The following is an 18891-nucleotide window of genomic DNA, read 5'->3' as shown; positions in this document are numbered from 1 at the left end:
AGAGGCAGCCCCGGCGGGGCGAAATGTTTGTATCAAAACACATGCGGCCAGAGGCAGCCCCGGCGGGGCGAAATGTTTGTATCAAAACACATGCGGCCAGAGGCAGCCCCGGCGGGGCGAAATGTTTGTAGCCAATCAACCACACAAATCCGCATAGCGGCGACAAGTTTGTAGATGAAAACAATTGACAAATTAATCATTAACAGCCCTTATCAAGAACCCGAACAGCATTGGCATTATGAACGGGAAACCCGCAGTTTTTCGATAGAAGATGGTCGCCGCCCTGCGGGTTATGTGATGGCAACACCTAACGCCAAAGGTTTTGATGATGCGGGGGTGTTTGTAGAAATTGCCTTGGTCAACCAAATCCGTCCGCGTGTCAAATCATGGCGCGAGGCCGGATATACAGGCGTAACGGGCATCACCAAACGCTTATTAGATCATTGGCAAGACAACAGCGAGCGTGAAGGCCAGCAGTTTTTCTTTTGCCAACTCGAAGCTATTGAAACCCTGATTTGGCTCACCGAAGCCCCCGCCGCCGATAAAGTCGGTATTGCCATTAAAGGCGATGGCGGTGCGTTTGAACGGGTATGCAGCAAAATGGCGACGGGTACGGGCAAGACCATCATCATGGCGATGATTTTGGCTTGGCAGTTTTTAAACAAAGTCACTTACCCTAGCGATAAGCGTTTCAGCAAACACGCCTTAATCATTGCCCCGAATTTGACGGTAAAAAGCCGCTTGCAAGTATTGTTGCCGACGCACGAGGAAAATTATTACGCCGTGTTTAATATCGTTCCGGCGGATTTGATGGACAAACTGCGGCAAGGCAAAATGCTGATCCACAATTGGCATACGCTGGCATGGGACACGCAGGACAAGATAGATGGCAAAATCGCCAAAGGCCAGTTGCGTTCGGTGGATAAACGCCAGCGCCTGGAACTAAGCGGCAAGGCTTACGCCAAGCAAGTCTTGGCTGAATTGGCGACTGCCAAAAACTTTATTGTCATCAACGATGAAGCCCACCACGCCTGGCGCGTTCCAGCGGAAAGCAAAATTAAGGGCGTAAAAAAAGAGGACATTGAGGAAAGCACGATATGGGTGGGCGGCCTGGACCGCATTCACGCTAGTAACGGCATTTTGCGGTGTTTTGATTTATCCGCCACGCCCGTTTGCGCCATCGGGCAAAAAAGCCAATGAAGAGGCTTTGTTTTCGTGGATTGTCTCGGATTTTGGTTTGAATGATGCGATTGAATCGGGCTTGGTGAAAACCCCTATCCGTTTGGTCAATGGCGATTATTTGGTGCTGGAAGTAAAAGGCCAAGATGATCAAAGAAATCAAACCAAGCGGGAGTTTTTAAACGAATGGGTGAATGCGGTCAATGAGCATGGCGGTTTTCGGCGTTGGCATTGGGCGGTTTCGTTTTCGCCTTCGGATTTGGAGCAGAAGATAACGGGGTGTTTGGCTTCTTAAAGGGGTTATGCTATTTTTTGAAACGGTATAACCGCCGCACCTTGCTTCAAATTTTCCAAGTAATCTGCCCAGGATTGCATCATGCGCCGCCTTTCGTCCAAATATTGCGTCCGGTTGTACGCCGCCCACCTGATCGCGTGGCGCGTGGGCTAGTTGGCGCTCAATGGCGTCGGGACTCTAGCCCTGTTCATTGAGTAGCGTCGATGCGGTGGTTCTGAATCCATGCGCCGTCATCACGTCCGAATCATAGCCAAGCGATTTAAGCGCCGTGCGGATGGTGTTATCGGACATGGGCCTCCCATCGCCACGGCTGGATGGAAACACATATTGACCGCCGCCGGTAAGAGGGCAGATTGCTTCCGGTATCGCAATGGCTTGCGTGGGTAGAGCGGTTTTGTTGGTATCGGCCTTGCCTTGGAAGTTCGATACCAACAAATATACCAACAAGTTGTTGGTATTTGATGATATTTGTTGGCACGTCTTAAGACAATAAAAAACCCGCTAAGCCTTACAGCTTGCGGGTTCTGACGCCGTATGATACGGCTTGGTTTTACGATTTGGTACCGATGGCCGGACTTGAACCGGCATGACTTGCGTCACCACCCCCTCAAGATGGCGTGTCTACCAATTTCACCACATCGGCTTAAACTATAGTTATTTATTGTCTTTGGTTTTCTTTTCAGTGACGGCTTTTTTCTTTTTTTCTTTAATGGGTTTGCTGGCTGCTTTTGGGGTTTTTACAGGGGCTTTTGCCTGTTCAGGCTTTTTAGCTTCAACGGGTTTGGCAATTCCAACAGGTTTAATCGCTTCTGGTTTAGGTACCGTAGTGCTTGTAATTTCCTTTTCGCCAACAGCCTTATCACTTTCTGGAACAGGGAGTTCTTTTGCGTTTTCAATATTTTCGCCAGCTACCGGATTGGTTAAGGCGGGTTCAATTGCTTGTTGCAGGGGAACTGGTGCAGTCAAGGGTTGTTGGGCATTTGGTGGAACTGGTAAAGTCACATCAGGTTTGCTGTTGTCAGCTTGTGGAATGACCACCTCTGTTTTGGCAGCTTCTGGATTCATCAAATCGTAAGTCTTGCCTTGTCTACCATTTAGCACGGCTAGGCCCAAGCTGGTAAGAAAAAAAAGTGTCGCTAATGTGGCGGTGGTTCTTGATAAAAATGAACCTGCGCCCTGGGCACCAAAAACAGAGCCAGATGACCCTGAGCCGAACGACGCCCCGGCATCAGCTCCTTTGCCTTGCTGGATAAGGATAAGGCCGATTATGCCTAAGCCCAGCAATACATGAATAACTATAATAATTTGATACATGAAAGTAAAACTACTCTAAATTGAATGGTAAATCTTTAAAAAGGATTCCGCATCCAACGAAGCCCCACCGATTAAGCCGCCGTCGATATCCGGCATGGCAAACAGGCCTTTGGCATTGTCAGGTTTGGCACTACCACCGTATAAGATTTGGATTTTGTCGGCAATGGCCTGGTTTTTTGCGGCGATGTATTGACGGATATGTTGATGGACTTCTTGCGCTTGTTCGTCCGTCGCTGTTTTGCCTGTGCCTATTGCCCAAACGGGTTCATAAGCAACCACGGCATGGTTAAACGCTTCTATGCCGGCTAAATCAATAACCGCATCAAGTTGTCCGTCGATTACGTTAAAAGTTTGTTCTTGTTCGCGTTGTTCCAGCGTTTCGCCAATACATAAAACAGGGATGATGTTTTGGGTTTGGGCTTGGCAAAAACGTGCGGCAACTGATGCGTCGGTGTCGCCGTAGTAGCTGCGTCTTTCTGAGTGTCCTACCAGTGCGTATTTACAGCCAAATTCGCTTAGCATGGCGGCTGATATTTCACCAGTATAAGCACCGGAAGCTTTGTCGGCGACATTTTGCGCGCCTAAAGCCAAACGGCTATCATTGATTATTTCACCAACGCTAGGCAGGTAAATATAAGGCGCACAAACGGCAATGCCTGCTTTATTATCGCCTAAACCTGCCAAAATACCCTGTGCAAGCAACTCAGCACTAGCACGAGTGCCATTCATTTTCCAATTACCGATAACCAGTGACTGACGCATCATTACCTCCACATAGAATAAAGCCGCCTATGATATAGGCTTACAGGTTTGAGTTCAAGCACCGATTGCGCTCTGCACTTCTTCAGCAAGTTGCTGGGCATAATCCTTTACCACATCCTCATATTCGCCTTCCACCATGACGCGGATTAATGGCTCTGTCCCCGAAACCCTAAGCAATACCCTGCCTTGATTGCCTAGTTTATTTTCAATCGCTTTGACCGCTTGCTGTATGCCAGCATGTTTGTCTGGATTGATCTTTTTACCGGTTTTGACATTGATCAGTATTTGTGGATATTTTTGCATTCCTGACTTGAGTTCATGCAGGGTTTTGCCGCTATATTGCATTTCCGCCAAGATTTGTAGGGCGGCGATAATGCCGTCACCGGTCGTTGTTTTGTCCAGACAAATGATGTGGCCTGAGTTTTCGCCGCCCAAAATGCCATGATGTTCAGTCAACATTTCCATGACATAGCGGTCACCAACTTTAGCCCGAACTAAGTTGATGCCCAGTTGTTTTAAGCCGTGTTCCATACCTAGATTAGTCATTAAGGTGCCGACTACTGGCCCGGTCATTTGTCCGGCGGCTTGTTTGGATTTGGCGATAATGTAAATCAGCTCATCCCCGTCAACGATTTCGCCTTTATGGTCGACCATAATCAAACGGTCGCCATCACCGTCCAAGGCTATCCCTAAATCGGCCTGATTGGCTAAAACGGTTGCCACCAACGTTTCCGGCTTGGTTGCGCCACAGTTGTCATTGATGTTGAGTCCGTTTGGCTGGACACCGATGCTGATGACTTCCGCGCCGATCTCGCTGAACACATGGGGGGCTATGTGGTATGTCGCTCCGTGGGCGCAATCGACAACGATTTTCATGTGGTCAAAGTCCAAGCGTGTCGGTACGCTGGCTTTGCAATATTCAATGTAGCGGCCTGCCGCATCTTCCAGGCGTTTGGCTTTTCCTAAACGGGCCGATTCGACCGTCGTCATTGGTAAGTCCATATACCGTTCTATTTCATGTTCTATTTCATCCGGCAGTTTGGTCCCTTGTACCGAAAAAAACTTGATGCCATTATCATAGTAAGGGTTATGTGAGGCACTAATGACTATGCCTGCTTGCGCCCTTAACGTCCGGGTCAAATAAGCAATCCCTGGTGTAGGCATGGGGCCTAACAGGCGGGTGTCAACGCCCGCTGCGGTCAAGCCCGCTTCCAATGCGGATTCGAACATATAACCGGAAATGCGCGTGTCTTTGCCCACCAAAACAAAATCATGGCGTTCGTTGGCGAAAACACGGCCTGCCGCCCAGCCTAGTTTCAACAAAAAATCAGCCGTGATAGGCGGCTCCCCAACTTTGCCTCTGATGCCGTCAGTGCCAAAATATTTTTTTGTCATAATGATTTATTCTTGATTGGATCGTAAAAAAAATGGTTAAAAAAAAGGAGAGGCTTTGAGCCTCCCCTTTTATCTATCAAGCCCTTAATGTGTTAGCTTTGTTCTGCCGCACCGCCGATGATTTTATCGTCCTTGACTTCATCCACCTTAAGGCCGCTACGGGGCGGTATGTCATGCCAACCTTGCGGATCCCGCACAGGCCGACGGGCCATTAAGTCTTCAATTTGGTCTTTGTCAATGGTTTCGTATTTCATCAAAGCATCGGCCATCGCATGAAGAATATCAATGTTTTCTTTGATAATACGTTCTGCACGTTCATAGTTGCGGTCAATAAAAGAACGGATTTCTTCATCAATGGTATGCGATGTTTCCTCGGCGACGGTTTTATGCTGGGTAACTGAACGGCCCAGGAATATTTCGCCTTCTTCTTCACTGTAGGCTAGTGGCCCCAAACGTTGTGACAAGCCCCATTTGGTGACCATATTCCGCGCCAGTTCCGTCGCCCGTTCTATGTCGTTGGAGGCTCCGGTACTGACTTGTTCCCAGCCAAAGATAATTTCTTCAGCAATACGGCCACCGTATAAACTGGAAATCATGCTGTCGAGTTTTTGTTTGCTGGCACTGTATTGATCTTTTTCCGGCAGGAACATGGTCACGCCCAAGGCGCGGCCTCTGGGCATGATGCTGACTTTATAAACCGGATCGTGTTCTGGTACCAGTTTGCCGACAATCGCGTGGCCTGCTTCGTGGTACGCGGTCATTTTCTTCTCTTTTTCGCCCATCACCAGGGTATGCCGTTCGGCTCCCATGATGAGCTTGTCCTTGGCTTTTTCCAGATCAAACATGCTCACTACACGCTTGTTCATACGGGCGGCAAATAAAGCGGCTTCGTTGACCAAGTTGGCTAAATCGGCGCCGGAAAATCCTGGCGTACCCTGGGCGATGTATTTGACTTCAACGTCGTCGGCAGCAGGTACTTTTTTCATGTGGACTTTAAGGATTTGTTCACGTCCTCGTACATCAGGCAGGCCAACCGTCACCTGGCGGTCAAACCGGCCCGGGCGCAACAAAGCTTTATCAAGCACATCAGGGCGGTTGGTGGCCGCGATCACGATAATGCCTTCATTGCCTTCAAAGCCGTCCATTTCGACCAGCAATTGGTTTAAGGTTTGTTCGCGTTCATCATTGCCACCACCCAAACCAGCGCCCCGTTGACGGCCTACGGCATCAATCTCGTCGATGAAAATGATGCAAGGCGCGTGTTTTTTGGCTTGTTCGAACATGTCCCGCACCCGTGATGCACCGACACCGACGAACATTTCGACAAAATCCGAACCAGAAATAGTGAAGAACGGCACTTTCGCTTCGCCAGCAATCGCCCGCGCCAACAGGGTTTTCCCTGTCCCTGGAGGGCCTATCATCAACGCGCCTCTAGGGATTTTTCCACCCAATTTTTGGTATTTGGCCGGATCTTTCAAAAAGTCGACCATTTCCTCGACTTCTTCTTTGGCTTCATCACAGCCGGCAACATCGGCGAAGGTCACTTTAATTTGGTCTTCTTCTAGCATACGCGCCTTGCTTCTGCCAAAACTCATGGCGCCGCGGCCTGCCGCGCCACCACCTTGCATTTGGCGCATAAAAAACACCCACACGGCAATCAGCAGCAACATGGGGCCGAAAGACACCAGCAACTGCATCAGCAATGACGGTTGTTCTGGCGGCACTGCTTTAATTTCCACGCCGTTTGCCAACAGGTCATCAACCAGATGCGGATCTGATGGGGCGTAGGTTTTAAATAGTTGGCCGCCTTGCATCTTGCCTTTAATAATGTGTTCATCAATCATAACTTGCTGAACTTGACCTGCTTTTACCGATTCGATAAATTGCGAATACGATAATGCGTTATCAGCCCGCTCACTTTGAGGGGCAAAATTATTAAAGAGGGACATCAAAACCACTGCAATGACGACCCACAAGATTATATTTTTTATCATATCGTTCAAATTACACGCCCTAGGCTTGAACCGTTTTGTTTAATAAATTTATTAAATTATATCAGGACTTACAGTCCAGATTGTTGTTATTTGTCTTGGAAATTCTTTTATCTTTGTTGATCTATGGGCGGTAAGGGCTTATTTAAAGCCTTTAGCCAAAATATAAACCTCATTGCTTCGTGGTCGAGACGCTTTAGGTTTTCGGATAACCACTTTAGAAAAAGATTGTTGCACTTCCCGATGAAAAGTTTCAAAGCCTTCACCATGAAATAATTTGACTAAAAAACTGCCATTTTTTGCCAACACGGTTTTTGCGGTATCTAACGCCAATTCCCCTAAATAAATAGCGCGTGGCTGGTCGATGCTATTATTGCCGCTCATATTCGGAGCCATGTCTGACATGACCAGATTGATGGGGGCATTGTCCAAAACCCGGTAAAGTTCTTCCAGCACCTCTGTTTCACGAAAATCTCCCTGTATAAAATCAACGCCTTCTAGCGGTTCCATCGGCAAAATATCCAAGGCAACCAATTTATTACTTTTACCTATCAGCGGCCTTGCAAACTGTGACCAGCCACCTGGTGCAGCCCCTAAATCGATGATATTCATGCCAGATTTTATTACCTGGTCTTTATCCTGAATTTCACTTAATTTAAATACCGCCCGTGAGCGATAGCCCTGGGCTTGCGCCATTCTGACGTATTCGTCATCGAAATGTTCCTGCATCCAACGGTTGCTGCTTTTACTTCGTCCCATAGCCCTTTGTTTAGTGTAGAATTAATATTTTGATTTTCAGGAAGTGAGAGTGAACTCAGTAGATAAGAAGCAACTGCGCGCCAATGCCCATGTTTTAAATCCCGTAGTGATAATAGGACAAGCGGGTTTGACCGACCCTGTTCTGGCGGAAATTGAACTGGCTTTGAATAGCCACGAACTGATTAAAATAAAAATACGCGCTGAACGTGATGAACGCAAGCAGATCACTGAAAGAATTTGCGGGGCGACGGGTGCGGAGTTAATCCAGTCGATTGGGCAAATTGCGGTTGTTTACCGATTGAACCCTAATAAATAATCCGTTAAAGGCACAAGACTGTTGTCACCCTTGTGCCTTTTTACTGATTTTAATTAGATGTATTCAATCGACAGAATTTCATACTCGACATTTCCGGCAGGTGCCTTAACGGTCACCACATCGCCAGCTTCTTTACCGATCAAAGCCCGCGCAATCGGTGAGCCGATGGAAATGCGGCCTTCTTTGATATTGGCTTCATCTTCGCCAACTATTTGATAAGTTACTTTTTTCTCAGAATCCAAATCTTCAATTTCCACAGTCGCGCCAAACACGACTTTGCCATTGGCATCCAGTTTGGTGACATCAATCACTTGCGCGTTCGACAATTTGCCTTCAATTTCGCCAATCCGTCCTTCGGCAAAACTTTGTTGTTCACGCGCGGCATGATATTCCGCGTTTTCTTTCAAATCGCCGTGTGCACGGGCAGTGGCAATCGCCGCGATGATGCGTGGCCTGACCACGGATTTTAATTCTTCCAATTCGGTGCGCAGTTTTTCCGCGCCTTTTACGGTTAGTGGTACTTTACTCATTCTTCAAAAACTCCAATTAATTTTATGTCCGTCACTTTTATTATTGTGCTGTTAGATCTTTTAAGTTTCAAGAAACTGGAAGATCAGCCTAAGCTCCAACGATAAGTGCCGCTGTGTCCTGTTTTGTTAATTATGTTATCTGCTCAGCTTAAACTTTTATGCAAATCCTGTAGGCATGACACATCGCCTGCGTCCAGTTCACCCAAGGCAAAACACGCCGCTTTCGCACCCGCCATCGTCGTGTAATACGGCACGCGGTTTTGTAAGGCTTCGCGGCGCATCGTGAAGGAATCGGAAATGGCTTTTTTGCCGACCGTAGTATTGATGATTAACTGGATTTGCCCGTTTTTAATCATATCCACGGTGTTAGGGCGGCCTTCGTTGACTTTGTAAACCAGTTCGCAGGGGATGCCATGCTCTTTCAGGTATCTCGCCGTGCCACCCGTGGCGACCACTTCATATTTTTTGTCCACCAACATGCGGGCGATTTCCGGTGCTTTGGCTTTATCAACGTCGCGGATGCTGATCAACACCTTGCCGCTATGGTCCAAATTAACTCCAGCAGCGCGTTGCGATTTGGCAAACGCTTCACCGAAAGTTTTGCCCACCCCCATGACTTCGCCTGTCGATTTCATTTCCGGCCCCAATAACGGGTCAACGCCAGGGAATTTCACAAACGGGAACACCGCTTCTTTAACGGAATAGTAACCAGGGATGCGCTCTTCGGTCACGCCTTGTTGTTCTAACGTTTGTCCGACCATCACCCGCGCGGCGATTTTTGCCAAGGGGTATCCAGTCGCTTTGGATACGAATGGCGCGGTACGCGAGGCCCTGGGATTGACTTCCAACACATAAATGTCTTCGCCCTGAATAGCAAATTGGGTGTTCATCAAACCTCGCACACCCAAGGCCTCCGCCATTTTAGCGACTTGTTGGCGCAATTGGTCTTGCAGATGCGCCGGTAAATCATAGGGCGGCAAGGAACAGGCAGAGTCGCCGGAATGTACGCCCGCCTGTTCGATATGCTCCATCAAGCCGCCGATCAGGACACGTTCGCCGTCATAAATGGCATCCACGTCCATTTCCACGGCATCATCCAAGAAGCGGTCCAACAACACGGGGGAATCGTTGGACACGCTCACCGCTTCTTTCATGTAGCGTTGCAGCCCTTCTTCGTTGACGACAATTTCCATCGCCCGCCCGCCCAACACATAGGACGGGCGCACCACCAGCGGATAACCCAGTTCCCGCGCCGCGATCAGGGCTTGCTCGACTGAACGCGCGGTGGCGTTGGGCGGTTGGCGTAAATTCAGACGCTCCAACAGTTTTTGGAAACGCTCCCGGTCTTCCGCCAAGTCTATCGAATCCGGTGACGTGCCGATAATCGGTACGCCCGCCGCTTCCAAAGCCCGCGCCAGTTTCAGCGGGGTTTGTCCGCCGTACTGCACGATCACGCCTTTGGGTTTTTCCAAATGGACGATCTCCAGCACATCTTCCAGCGTCAACGATTCAAAATACAAACGGTCAGAAGTGTCAAAATCCGTTGAAACGGTCTCAGGATTACAGTTAATCATGATGGTTTCATAGCCGTCTTCGCGCAAGGCCAAGGCTGCGTGGACACAGCAATAGTCAAACTCGATACCTTGCCCGATGCGGTTGGGGCCGCCGCCCAAGATGATGATTTTGTCTTTGTCGGAAACTCGCGCTTCGCATTCTTCTTCATACGTCGAATACAAATACGCCGTATCGGACGCGAATTCCGCAGCGCAGGAGTCGATGCGTTTGTAGACGGGACGGATATTTTGCTTATGGCGGGTGTTACGTACTTCCGTTTCCGACGTGTCGAGCAATTTTGCCAGACGCAAGTCAGAAAAGCCTTTGCGTTTGAGTTGGTACAGCTCGCCCGCTTTTAGGGTGGACAGGGTTTTGCTGGCAAGATTTTTTTCCGCCAATACCAAATCTTCCAATTGCGCCAAGAACCACGGGTCGATTTTGCACACGGCGTGTATTTCCTGCCAACTCATGCCCATGCGGAAGGCATCGGCGACATAGCGCAAACGGTCAGGTCCTGGATGGCGCATTTCCCGTTGGATTTTGTCCACCGCGTCGTCGGCGTTCAGGTCGATAATTTCATCCAACCCGCTAATGCCAATTTCCAAACCGCGCAAGGCTTTTTGCAAAGACTCCTGGAAGGTGCGGCCTATCGCCATGACTTCGCCGACCGATTTCATTTGCGTGGTCAAACGGTCATCGGCTTGCGGAAATTTTTCAAAGGTAAAGCGCGGCACTTTGGTCACGACGTAATCGATGCTAGGCTCGAACGATGCGGGTGTCCGTCCGCCGGTGATTTCGTTTTGCAACTCGTCCAGCGTGTAGCCCACCGCCAATTTTGCCGCCACTTTGGCGATGGGGAAGCCAGTGGCTTTGGAAGCCAAAGCGGAAGAGCGCGACACACGCGGATTCATCTCGATAACAATCAAACGCCCATCGACCGGATTGATCGCCACCTGCACGTTCGAGCCGCCCGTGTCCACGCCAATCTCGCGCAACACCGCCAGCGATACATTCCGCAGGATTTGGTATTCCTTGTCGGTCAAGGTTTGCGCGGGCGCGACGGTGATCGAGTCGCCGGTATGCACACCCATCGGGTCGAAGTTTTCAATCGAGCAGACGATGATGCAATTGTCGTTGCGGTCGCGCACCACTTCCATTTCGTATTCTTTCCAACCTAACACCGACTCTTCAATCAGCAATTCATTGGTCGGCGACAAATCCAGGCCGCGTTCGCAAATCTCCATGAATTCCTGTTTGTTGTAAGCAATGCCGCCGCCACTGCCGCCCATCGTGAAAGAAGGGCGGATGACTGTCGGATAACCGACCTCTTTTTGCGCGGCGAGGGCTTCTTCCATAGAATGCGCGGTTTTTGACTTGGCGACCTCAAAGCCGATACGCGCCATCGCCTCGTTAAATAGCTGGCGATCTTCCGCCTTGTTAATCGCTTCTTTGGTTGCGCCGATCATTACGACATTGTATTTCGCCAATACGCCGTGTTTGTCCAAGGCCAAGGCGCAGTTTAACGCAGTTTGTCCGCCCATCGTCGGCAATACCGCATCGGGGCGTTCTTTGGCAATAATTTTTTCCACGGTTTGCCAGTCGATAGGCTCGATGTAAATCGCGTCCGCCATATCGGGGTCGGTCATAATCGTCGCGGGATTGGAATTGACCAAAATCACGCGGTAGCCTTCCTCGCGCAAGGCTTTGCAGGCTTGGGTGCCGGAGTAATCAAATTCGCAAGCCTGGCCGATGACGATAGGGCCTGCGCCTAGTAATAAGATGGATTTTATGTCGGTTCTTTTGGGCATATTGTAATTTTGTTAATCTAATTAATTAGTTATAGTAAAAATTATAACCGCTAATTATGAATGGGGTTTACTATATTTAAATTGGCTATTTGCGCAAAGTCGCTCACATTTCGGGTTATAACCGTTGCGTTATAGTACAAGGCTGTTGCGGCAATAATGGCATCACCTAATGACATTTTGCGTTGCTGACGTAAGGTGATTGCCCTATCAATAATGCTGCTGTTTATATCAATCAAGTTTATAAACTGAAAACAGCTTACAAAATACTGCTTGGCTTTATCATCTAAACGATGGAATCCTGAAACCTCAAGCTGGGTGATTTTTGAAGCTGAACTTTCTTTGTCGAAGATAAGCGGACGCAAATAAGCGTATTCCGTTAGCTGTGAATAAATCAAGATATTACTGTCCAGTAATTTCATTCGTCTCTAAACGGTAGTTTTCTATCTTTGCGGCTGTCATTAAATTCTTGCAAGAAAGCATCAAAGTTCGCCACATCAACACCTTGTTCAATGATACGGCGGTGATAATCGAGGCTTTCATTATTAATTTCTGCTTTTTTTTGCGTTGAGTAGCTGATGCCTAGGCGTTGCAACAACGGCAACAAAAGCATTTCATCTTCGCTATTTTTGAGTTCTAGGGTTATTTGTAGCATATTCAAATTCTATTGATCATTATCCAAATCCGACCACATGGTTTCTAAGGAAGAGTAACGTTCAACCGCGTTATTACGCCCATCTTCAATTGCTATTAAGGTTTCTTCGCTAGGTAATTCGTTTTCATAAATTCGAGTAAGTATATTCTTAACTTTAATTTTTTCTTCTCCGGCTTTTTTGCTCTCATGCCTTAAAACTTCTATGTTGTAATAACCAGCAAAGGACACCTTTTTGATTTCGTTAAAAATAGAGTCGCTAATTTTTCCGTCCATTGGATCGTTTTGAGAATCCACCAAAAACTTAAACGTTTTCGTTACCAAACTAATAGCCACAAATACTCCGTTATATAAGAGATTGGTTTGATTGCTATAATCCAAATTATTTATGGCCCTTAAAATAGAATCCGATTTTGGCCTATCAATTTGGTAATTGATTTTCTCGCCACTTAAAGCGTTAAAATGAAAATCAATTGATGCTTCATGTCGGGAAATGCATTGTAAAAATTTTTTAAGAGCCTTTATTTCTTTTTCATTTAATTTAAGGCCGCGTAACTGATTAATATCATTTGAATAAGTGAGAATGTCACTAAGCCTTTTTTCCAAAGGATATTCTTTTTCGAATACCTCATTTTGTTGATTGCTTTCTTTTATAGGTTTTAAGAAAAGATTAAAAGAACCGGGAGCACTAGCAAATAGTTCTAAACCATCTCCATAAAAACAATTGGCAGCAGCGTGTCTAAGATCATTAAAGCTACTGACGATAGGAGCAAAAAAATCCAGTTTTATTTTTCCTGCGCTAACCGCTTCGCCATCGTTGAAATGAATATTCAGAACATCAGATTGTTGCTCAATCATTATGTCTTCAACGGCTTTTATTTCTTGTAACTCCTTTTTCAGGCCTTCCAATTCTTCTTTAATTTCATTGGGAGGATTACCTTGCAAACCCAAACAAATCATCTTTTCGGCTTGCTCATATTTTTCAGCATCTAATGCTAAACAAGCCGCACTTCTAAATAAAACTGACCGCGTTGGTTCTATTTCGAGTTGGTCATGCAATAGCAAAGCAGCGTCATGCTCGTACTCAAAGGCTTCACTAGCCAAGCGTTTAGCTTCATCGAACGAGCCTTTACGCTTGGCAAAAAAAGCCGCTTCGGCAATGCCCATTGCTTTAGAATGTAGTTCATTGACTTGGTTGCTCATTTCTTTTCCACCCATGAACGTGGTTTGCTAAACTCTACGATAACAATATAAGCGGGTAAATCCAAATCATCGCTTTGCTTGGTTTGAGTCAGTTTTATATCCGCTCGTCTAGCAATAGTATTGCCTTTATTCTCTTGTAATATCCCTGATATTTCTAATCTTGCCTTTTTTTGAAAAGGATAAGCCTCGTCTTCTTTTTCACCTAACCAATAATCAAATCCGGTTCTTTTCAATGACCGTTCGATAACTTTGAAAGGAGTAAGGCGATAAATAATTAAAATAGCTAAATACGTTGCCCCGTATTCTGTTGTTTCTTGTAAATCATGCCAAGCATCTTTTATTTGAGGAGTGATTTCATCTGACCATGACAAAATGATGTGACTGTTCAGATGACCAATTATTTCTAACTCCACACCTGATTTATGGCCTTGGTTATCTAAACAGACCACTGCCGCTTCTGCAAAGGCGTTCATGATATTAGAGGTCAATACATTAGCGGGAATATCTTTAAGTACATCTAGTTCGTGAACAGCCATGATTTCTTTTTGAATCCCCTAAATAAAGGTACAAATATTCACCGCTAATTAACGAAACACTATGATTTATTTACCATTTCCATAAACCCATCAAACAACCCTTCAACATCATGCGGGCCAGGACTCGCTTCAGGATGCCCCTGAAAACTAAACGCGGGCACATCAGTACGGCGGATACCTTGCAAACTGCCATCAAACAAGGAACGGTGCGTGGCGACCAGGTTTTCTGGCAGACTGGCTTCATTAACGGCAAAACCGTGGTTTTGGCTGCTGATCATGACGTGACCGGTGGTGAGGTTTTGTACCGGATGGTTCGCGCCGTGATGACCGAATTTCATTTTTTCGGTTTTTGCGCCACTGGCTAAGGCCAGCAATTGATGGCCTAAGCAAATGCCAAACACAGGGATTTTCTGCGCCAAAATCTCGCTGATGGCTTCAATCGCGTAAGTGCAGGGTTCCGGGTCGCCAGGGCCGTTGGATAAAAATACGCCATCGGGATTCATTGCCAACACATCGGCGGCGGGAGTTTGGGCGGGGACTACGGTGACGCGGCAACCGCGGTTGACCAGCAAGCGCAGGATATTGCGTTTGATGCCAAAATCATAAGCCACCACATGTTTGGTCAAGTTAGCACGTTGTTGATGCCCCTCTTGCAAAGTCCAGACGTTTTCCGTCCATTCGTAGCTTTCGGCGGTGGTGACTTCTTTAGCCAAATCCAAACCTTTCAAGCCCGCAAATCCGGCGATGGCGGCGGAAGCGGTGGCTTTGTCAACCCCATCACCAGCGACAATCGCACCACGTTGTGCGCCTTTGTCACGCAAAATGCGGGTCAGTTTGCGGGTGTCGATGTCGGCGATGGCTACGACATTGTTGTCCAGTAAATATTGCTGCAAGCTAAGCTCGCTACGCCAATTACTTGCCAGCAAAGGCAAATCGCGGATTATCAAGCCGCTGGCGAATACGCCGACTGATTCATCATCTTCGCTGTTGGTGCCGACATTGCCGATATGCGGATACGTCAGTGTGATAATTTGTTGTGCATAAGACGGGTCACTAAGAATTTCCTGATAACCGCTCATTGCGGTGTTGAACACCACCTCACCGACTGAACAGCCGTCCGCGCCTATAGACACGCCACTAAATACGGTACCATCTTCCAACACTAATAAAGCAGGCTTAACCAATTGCGTTACCTCAAATATGCAAAACGGGACGGACCCGGAAGGACGCATCCCGTTATCAATAAATTAACCCTGACACTATACAAAATTATGCTGTTTGGGTCATTAACAATTTTGGAATTGGGTTACCTAATAATTGGTAATGACTGTTGGTTTAGATCACAAGAGGCTTGTGACAATCAGTTTAAAAGCGTTCATTGAATAAAAAATAACCCCAACTTGTATAATATTTATCCGCTACTATATATAATCACTGTTCGGATATTATTTTTTCGGCTTTGTCTATGAAAAATTACCATAAAAGATTGTGTATTCTGGTGTTGCTGTTTTTGTCCGCGACGGTTTATGCAGGGCAAATCCAAGTTAATTCATTGGCTTATGATGCTCGCCAAGGGCGTTTGTCGGTTGCCGTTTCTGCCTCGCCGAAACATCGTGTTTTTGTCATGGACAACCCTTCACGTCTGGTCATCGACATAAAAAATGCCAATTGGGTTGGGGCATTGAGCCAACCTCCTGCGGCGCACCCTTTGTTTGCCAAAGTAAAACTAGCCGCCCAAAATGCTGCGGGTTTAAGGTTGGTTGTTGATTTAAAAAAACCGGTTAGTCCTGAGAAATTTTCCTTAACCTCCAATAACCGTGATGAACATCGTTTGATGGTCAATCTTGCCAGCAAAACGGGCAGTGAGGCGGACACGGTGAAAACTAAAGTGGTTAAGCCCGCCAAGCAAGTCACTAAAACCAAATCTACCAAATCTATTGAACAAAAATCCGTTGCCAACAAAGGCAGGGATATTATTGTCGCGATAGATGCCGGTCATGGCGGCAACGATCCGGGGGCGCATGGCCAGCAGGGCACGGAAGAAAAAGTCGTTACTATGGCTATCGCGCAAAAATTGGCCGCATTGCTTAATGCCCAAGCTGGCTTAAAAGCGGTGATGGTGCGTAAAGATGATTATTATGTGGGTTTGCGCGAACGGATACAAATAGCCAGGGCAGCAAAAGCAGACTTGTTCATTTCGATACATGCCGATGCGTTTAATGACACGACAGTACGAGGGGCTTCGGTTTTTACGCTGTCTACCCAAGGGGCATCTACCGAAGCCGCCCGTTGGCTGGAAAAATCTGAAAATGCCGCTGAATTGGTGGGCGGGGTCAGTTTGAGTGACAAAGAAGACGTATTGGCTTCGGTGCTGTTGGATTTATCACAGTCTGCGACCTTGTCCGCCAGCCAACAAGTGGCCCAAAGCGTCTTGAAACATTTCCATAATATCAGCCCATTGCATCGTGATTCTGTCCAGAAGGCCGGGTTTATTGTCCTAAAATCACCCGATATCCCGTCCATTTTGGTGGAGACCGCGTTCATATCCAATCCTTTGGAAGAGCAAAACCTGCTTAGCCCGCGTTATCAAACCCAAATGGCTAAAGCTATTTTTAAAGGTGTTTACGATTATTTCAAAGAATCAGCCCCTGTCGATAGCCGTATGGCGGCATTGTAAAAACATTGCAACTGTCAGGAATACCACTTTGTTTGTATTTCTGGCGTTTTTTTCGTTTGACTACGCAGTAAATCCCATCTTTCCGGCCTAATCCTAGCCAAGGCCGTACTCAAATATTCATGCGCATACACTCGCTCCCCACCCAACTCGTCAACCAAATCGCCGCCGGCGAAGTGGTCGAAAGGCCGTCATCGGTGGTCAAAGAACTGGTTGAAAATAGTTTCGATGCCGGGGCCACTCAAATCCATATCGACATCGAACAAGGCGGCATCAGGCTCATCAAAATCCGTGATGACGGTTGCGGCATCGTCAAAGACGATTTGCCGCTGGCCTTGTCGCGTCACGCCACCAGCAAAATCGCGTCCTTGCAAGATTTGGAGCACGTCGCCAGCATGGGTTTTCGCGGTGAAGCCTTGCCTAGCATCAGCTCGGTATCGCGTTTGACCTTGATCTCCCGGATCCCCGAAGCCGAGTGCGCGTGGCGCGTCAATGCCGATGGTTCGGAACAGGGCTACGCTCCGCAACCTGACCCGCACCCGCAAGGCACGACCATCGAAGTGCGTGATTTGTTTTACAACACGCCCGCCAGACGCAAGTTTTTAAAAACTGAAAAAACCGAATTCACCCATATCGAAACCCTGATCCAACGCATGGCCTTAAGCCGTTTCGACATTGGTTTCACCTTGCTGCACAACCAGAAAGAAATCCTCAAATTAAAACCCGCACTGACCGAAGCGCAGCAAACCCAACGGGTGGCGGGCATTTGTGGCGGCGCGTTTGTCGACAATGCCGTGACGATTGATTTTGCCGCGTCCGGCTTGCAGTTGACGGGGTGGGTGGGCTTGCCGACATTTTCGCGCAGCCAGCAGGACATGCAGTTTTTTTACGTCAACAACCGCCTGGTTAAAGACAAACTGGTCGCCCATGCCGTCAAACAAGCCTTTCAGGATGTGTTGTTCCACGGACGCCATCCGGTGTTTGTCCTGTATTTGACGCTGGACCCGACCTTGGTTGATGTCAACGCCCATCCCGCTAAATTGGAAGTGCGGTTTAGGGAAGGGCGGTTAGTGCATGATTTCCTGTTCAGTGCCCTGCACCGCAGTTTGGCGGATTTTCGCCCAGGTTTTCAAGACATTGCCGCCACCAAGCGAGGGTTGCCGGTATCCGAAATTGTGCCACCAATACACACCGTTGGCACATATCAATCCGCGTATCAATCAAGGCCGCCCCAGCAAGCCTTCGTGCCCTTGCAAGTCGAAGAACAAATCCGCCAATATGCCAAACTCGTACCCGAACCGCTGGCGGCTGCCCGCATGGATACCCAAACGCCAGATGATTTTCCGCCGCTAGGTTATGCCATTGCCCATTTGCACAATATTTATATTTTGGCGGAAACCCGTACCGGCATTATCTTGGTCGATGCCCATGCCGCCCACGAGCGCGTCACTTACGAGCGCCTGAAACAGCAATACCAGGAAGGCGTAATCGCCAGCCAACCCTTGTTATTGCCGATCAAAATTTCGGTCAGCCTTGCCGAAGCCGAATTGGCGGAACAATCCCAAGCCCTTTTCACCGCTTTGGGTTTTGAAATCAACCGTTTCGGTCCTGAAACCTTGGTCTTGCGCTCAGTCCCCGCTTTATTGCGTAACACCGATGTGGAGACTTTATTGCGTGATGTGCTGGCGGATTTGTCCGAACACGGCATGAGCCAACGGGTGCAGGAACACATCCAGGAATTGCTGGCGACGATGGCCTGCCACGGTTCGGTCCGTGCCCAACGCCGCTTGACCGTTGACGAAATGAACGCCTTGTTGCGGGATATGGAAAAAACCGAACGCAGCGGGCAATGTAATCATGGCCGCCCGACGTGGATTGCGTTATCAACGGGTGATTTGGATAAATTCTTTTTACGTGGGCAGTAAT

The 18891-nt window shown here is 47.8% G+C and carries 17 protein-coding genes, 1 tRNA gene and 1 pseudogene; 5 read left to right on the top strand and 14 right to left on the bottom strand.

Translation table 11 applies throughout. From position 1 onward, the window contains the following. The first annotated feature begins 174 nt into the window (after window positions 1-174). Complete coding sequence (locus PHH59_RS12695) at window positions 175-1200, top strand: DEAD/DEAH box helicase family protein (protein WP_300016636.1); 1026 nt, start codon at window positions 175-177, stop codon at window positions 1198-1200. After that, the gene (locus PHH59_RS12690) at window positions 1151-1474 is read left to right on the top strand and encodes a hypothetical protein (RefSeq protein ID WP_300016648.1); all 324 of its coding nucleotides are present in this window, start codon (window positions 1151-1153) and stop codon (window positions 1472-1474) included. The genes PHH59_RS12695 and PHH59_RS12690 overlap by 50 nt, the downstream gene beginning before the upstream one ends. A gap of 177 nt (window positions 1475-1651) precedes the next feature. On the opposite strand, the gene PHH59_RS12685 is transcribed toward PHH59_RS12690, so the two are convergent. From PHH59_RS12685 to rlmE, 7 genes and pseudogenes are all read right to left on the bottom strand, one after another. Continuing rightward, window positions 1652-1921, bottom strand: coding sequence for a tyrosine-type recombinase/integrase (locus tag PHH59_RS12685; protein ID WP_300016633.1), 270 nt, complete (start codon window positions 1919-1921; stop codon window positions 1652-1654). 111 nt (window positions 1922-2032) lie between these two features. Then, window positions 2033-2117 (bottom strand) — tRNA-Leu (locus PHH59_RS12680). 281 nt (window positions 2118-2398) lie between these two features. After that, window positions 2399-2788: pseudogene (gene secG, locus PHH59_RS16945) on the bottom strand (preprotein translocase subunit SecG); the annotation flags it as partial. 15 nt (window positions 2789-2803) lie between these two features. Continuing rightward, complete coding sequence (tpiA, locus tag PHH59_RS12670) at window positions 2804-3550, bottom strand: triose-phosphate isomerase (RefSeq protein ID WP_300016630.1); 747 nt, start codon at window positions 3548-3550, stop codon at window positions 2804-2806. 54 nt (window positions 3551-3604) lie between these two features. Next, on the bottom strand, window positions 3605-4945 hold the full coding sequence (gene glmM / locus PHH59_RS12665) for a phosphoglucosamine mutase (protein ID WP_300016627.1): 1341 nt from the start codon (window positions 4943-4945) through the stop codon (window positions 3605-3607). 92 nt (window positions 4946-5037) lie between these two features. Then, complete coding sequence (gene ftsH, locus PHH59_RS12660; RefSeq protein ID WP_300016624.1) at window positions 5038-6939, bottom strand: ATP-dependent zinc metalloprotease FtsH; 1902 nt, start codon at window positions 6937-6939, stop codon at window positions 5038-5040. 138 nt (window positions 6940-7077) lie between these two features. Then, window positions 7078-7695 carry a 23S rRNA (uridine(2552)-2'-O)-methyltransferase RlmE gene (gene rlmE / locus PHH59_RS12655; RefSeq protein ID WP_300016621.1) on the bottom strand — a complete coding sequence of 206 codons (618 nt, stop codon included), beginning with the start codon at window positions 7693-7695 and terminating at the stop codon, window positions 7078-7080. A gap of 49 nt (window positions 7696-7744) precedes the next feature. Here rlmE and yhbY point away from each other — a divergent pair, with 49 nt between their 5' ends. Further along, on the top strand, window positions 7745-8011 hold the full coding sequence (gene yhbY, locus PHH59_RS12650) for a ribosome assembly RNA-binding protein YhbY (RefSeq protein WP_300016618.1): 267 nt from the start codon (window positions 7745-7747) through the stop codon (window positions 8009-8011). 53 nt (window positions 8012-8064) lie between these two features. Here yhbY and greA read toward each other — a convergent pair whose 3' ends face one another. From greA to carA, 7 genes are all read right to left on the bottom strand, one after another. After that, a complete protein-coding gene (greA, locus tag PHH59_RS12645) occupies window positions 8065-8541 on the bottom strand; it encodes a transcription elongation factor GreA (protein WP_300016616.1) in 477 nt (158 codons plus the stop codon). 143 nt (window positions 8542-8684) lie between these two features. Continuing rightward, the gene (gene carB, locus PHH59_RS12640) at window positions 8685-11903 is read right to left on the bottom strand and encodes a carbamoyl-phosphate synthase large subunit (RefSeq protein WP_300016613.1); all 3219 of its coding nucleotides are present in this window, start codon (window positions 11901-11903) and stop codon (window positions 8685-8687) included. Window positions 11904-11953: 50 nt separating this feature from the next. Beyond that, the gene (locus PHH59_RS12635) at window positions 11954-12322 is read right to left on the bottom strand and encodes a type II toxin-antitoxin system VapC family toxin (RefSeq protein WP_300016610.1); all 369 of its coding nucleotides are present in this window, start codon (window positions 12320-12322) and stop codon (window positions 11954-11956) included. Then, the gene (locus PHH59_RS12630; RefSeq protein ID WP_300016607.1) at window positions 12319-12555 is read right to left on the bottom strand and encodes a hypothetical protein; all 237 of its coding nucleotides are present in this window, start codon (window positions 12553-12555) and stop codon (window positions 12319-12321) included. The genes PHH59_RS12635 and PHH59_RS12630 overlap by 4 nt, the downstream gene beginning before the upstream one ends. A 9-nt stretch (window positions 12556-12564) precedes the next feature. Further along, a complete protein-coding gene (locus PHH59_RS12625) occupies window positions 12565-13770 on the bottom strand; it encodes a hypothetical protein (protein WP_300016604.1) in 1206 nt (401 codons plus the stop codon). Further along, on the bottom strand, window positions 13752-14291 hold the full coding sequence (locus PHH59_RS12620; protein WP_300016601.1) for a hypothetical protein: 540 nt from the start codon (window positions 14289-14291) through the stop codon (window positions 13752-13754). Before PHH59_RS12620 ends, PHH59_RS12625 begins: the two co-directional genes overlap by 19 nt. Before the next feature lie 59 nt (window positions 14292-14350). Beyond that, window positions 14351-15475 (bottom strand): glutamine-hydrolyzing carbamoyl-phosphate synthase small subunit, encoded by a 1125-nt coding sequence (gene carA, locus PHH59_RS12615; protein ID WP_300016598.1) that lies wholly within the window; start codon window positions 15473-15475, stop codon window positions 14351-14353. Between the two features lie 281 nt (window positions 15476-15756). Here carA and PHH59_RS12610 point away from each other — a divergent pair, with 281 nt between their 5' ends. Both PHH59_RS12610 and mutL read left to right on the top strand, forming a co-directional pair. Next, window positions 15757-16968 carry an N-acetylmuramoyl-L-alanine amidase gene (locus PHH59_RS12610; protein WP_300016595.1) on the top strand — a complete coding sequence of 404 codons (1212 nt, stop codon included), beginning with the start codon at window positions 15757-15759 and terminating at the stop codon, window positions 16966-16968. Window positions 16969-17087: 119 nt separating this feature from the next. Beyond that, complete coding sequence (mutL, locus tag PHH59_RS12605) at window positions 17088-18890, top strand: DNA mismatch repair endonuclease MutL (protein WP_300016592.1); 1803 nt, start codon at window positions 17088-17090, stop codon at window positions 18888-18890. The last annotated feature ends 1 nt before the right edge of the window (window position 18891 follow it).

This window comes from Methylovulum sp. (assembly GCF_028687615.1).
In the GTDB taxonomy this organism is placed as follows: domain Bacteria; phylum Pseudomonadota; class Gammaproteobacteria; order Methylococcales; family Methylomonadaceae; genus Methylovulum.
The sequence above is the reverse complement of the archived record's forward strand: the minus strand, read 5'-3'. Positions and strand labels throughout refer to the sequence as shown.

What these genes read in the sequence shown, in the direction of transcription:
- PHH59_RS12695 (WP_300016636.1), top strand. Translation starts at nt 175, where the DNA reads ATGAAAACAATTGACAAATTAATCATTAACAGCCCTTATCAAGAACCC.
- tpiA (WP_300016630.1), bottom strand. Translation starts at nt 3,550, where the DNA reads ATGCGTCAGTCACTGGTTATCGGTAATTGGAAAATGAATGGCACTCGT.
- glmM (WP_300016627.1), bottom strand. Translation starts at nt 4,945, where the DNA reads ATGACAAAAAAATATTTTGGCACTGACGGCATCAGAGGCAAAGTTGGG.
- ftsH (WP_300016624.1), bottom strand. Translation starts at nt 6,939, where the DNA reads ATGATAAAAAATATAATCTTGTGGGTCGTCATTGCAGTGGTTTTGATG.
- rlmE (WP_300016621.1), bottom strand. Translation starts at nt 7,695, where the DNA reads ATGGGACGAAGTAAAAGCAGCAACCGTTGGATGCAGGAACATTTCGAT.
- greA (WP_300016616.1), bottom strand. Translation starts at nt 8,541, where the DNA reads ATGAGTAAAGTACCACTAACCGTAAAAGGCGCGGAAAAACTGCGCACC.
- carB (WP_300016613.1), bottom strand. Translation starts at nt 11,903, where the DNA reads ATGCCCAAAAGAACCGACATAAAATCCATCTTATTACTAGGCGCAGGC.
- PHH59_RS12635 (WP_300016610.1), bottom strand. Translation starts at nt 12,322, where the DNA reads ATGAAATTACTGGACAGTAATATCTTGATTTATTCACAGCTAACGGAA.
- PHH59_RS12630 (WP_300016607.1), bottom strand. Translation starts at nt 12,555, where the DNA reads ATGCTACAAATAACCCTAGAACTCAAAAATAGCGAAGATGAAATGCTT.
- PHH59_RS12625 (WP_300016604.1), bottom strand. Translation starts at nt 13,770, where the DNA reads ATGGGTGGAAAAGAAATGAGCAACCAAGTCAATGAACTACATTCTAAA.
- PHH59_RS12620 (WP_300016601.1), bottom strand. Translation starts at nt 14,291, where the DNA reads ATGGCTGTTCACGAACTAGATGTACTTAAAGATATTCCCGCTAATGTA.
- PHH59_RS12610 (WP_300016595.1), top strand. Translation starts at nt 15,757, where the DNA reads ATGAAAAATTACCATAAAAGATTGTGTATTCTGGTGTTGCTGTTTTTG.
- mutL (WP_300016592.1), top strand. Translation starts at nt 17,088, where the DNA reads ATGCGCATACACTCGCTCCCCACCCAACTCGTCAACCAAATCGCCGCC.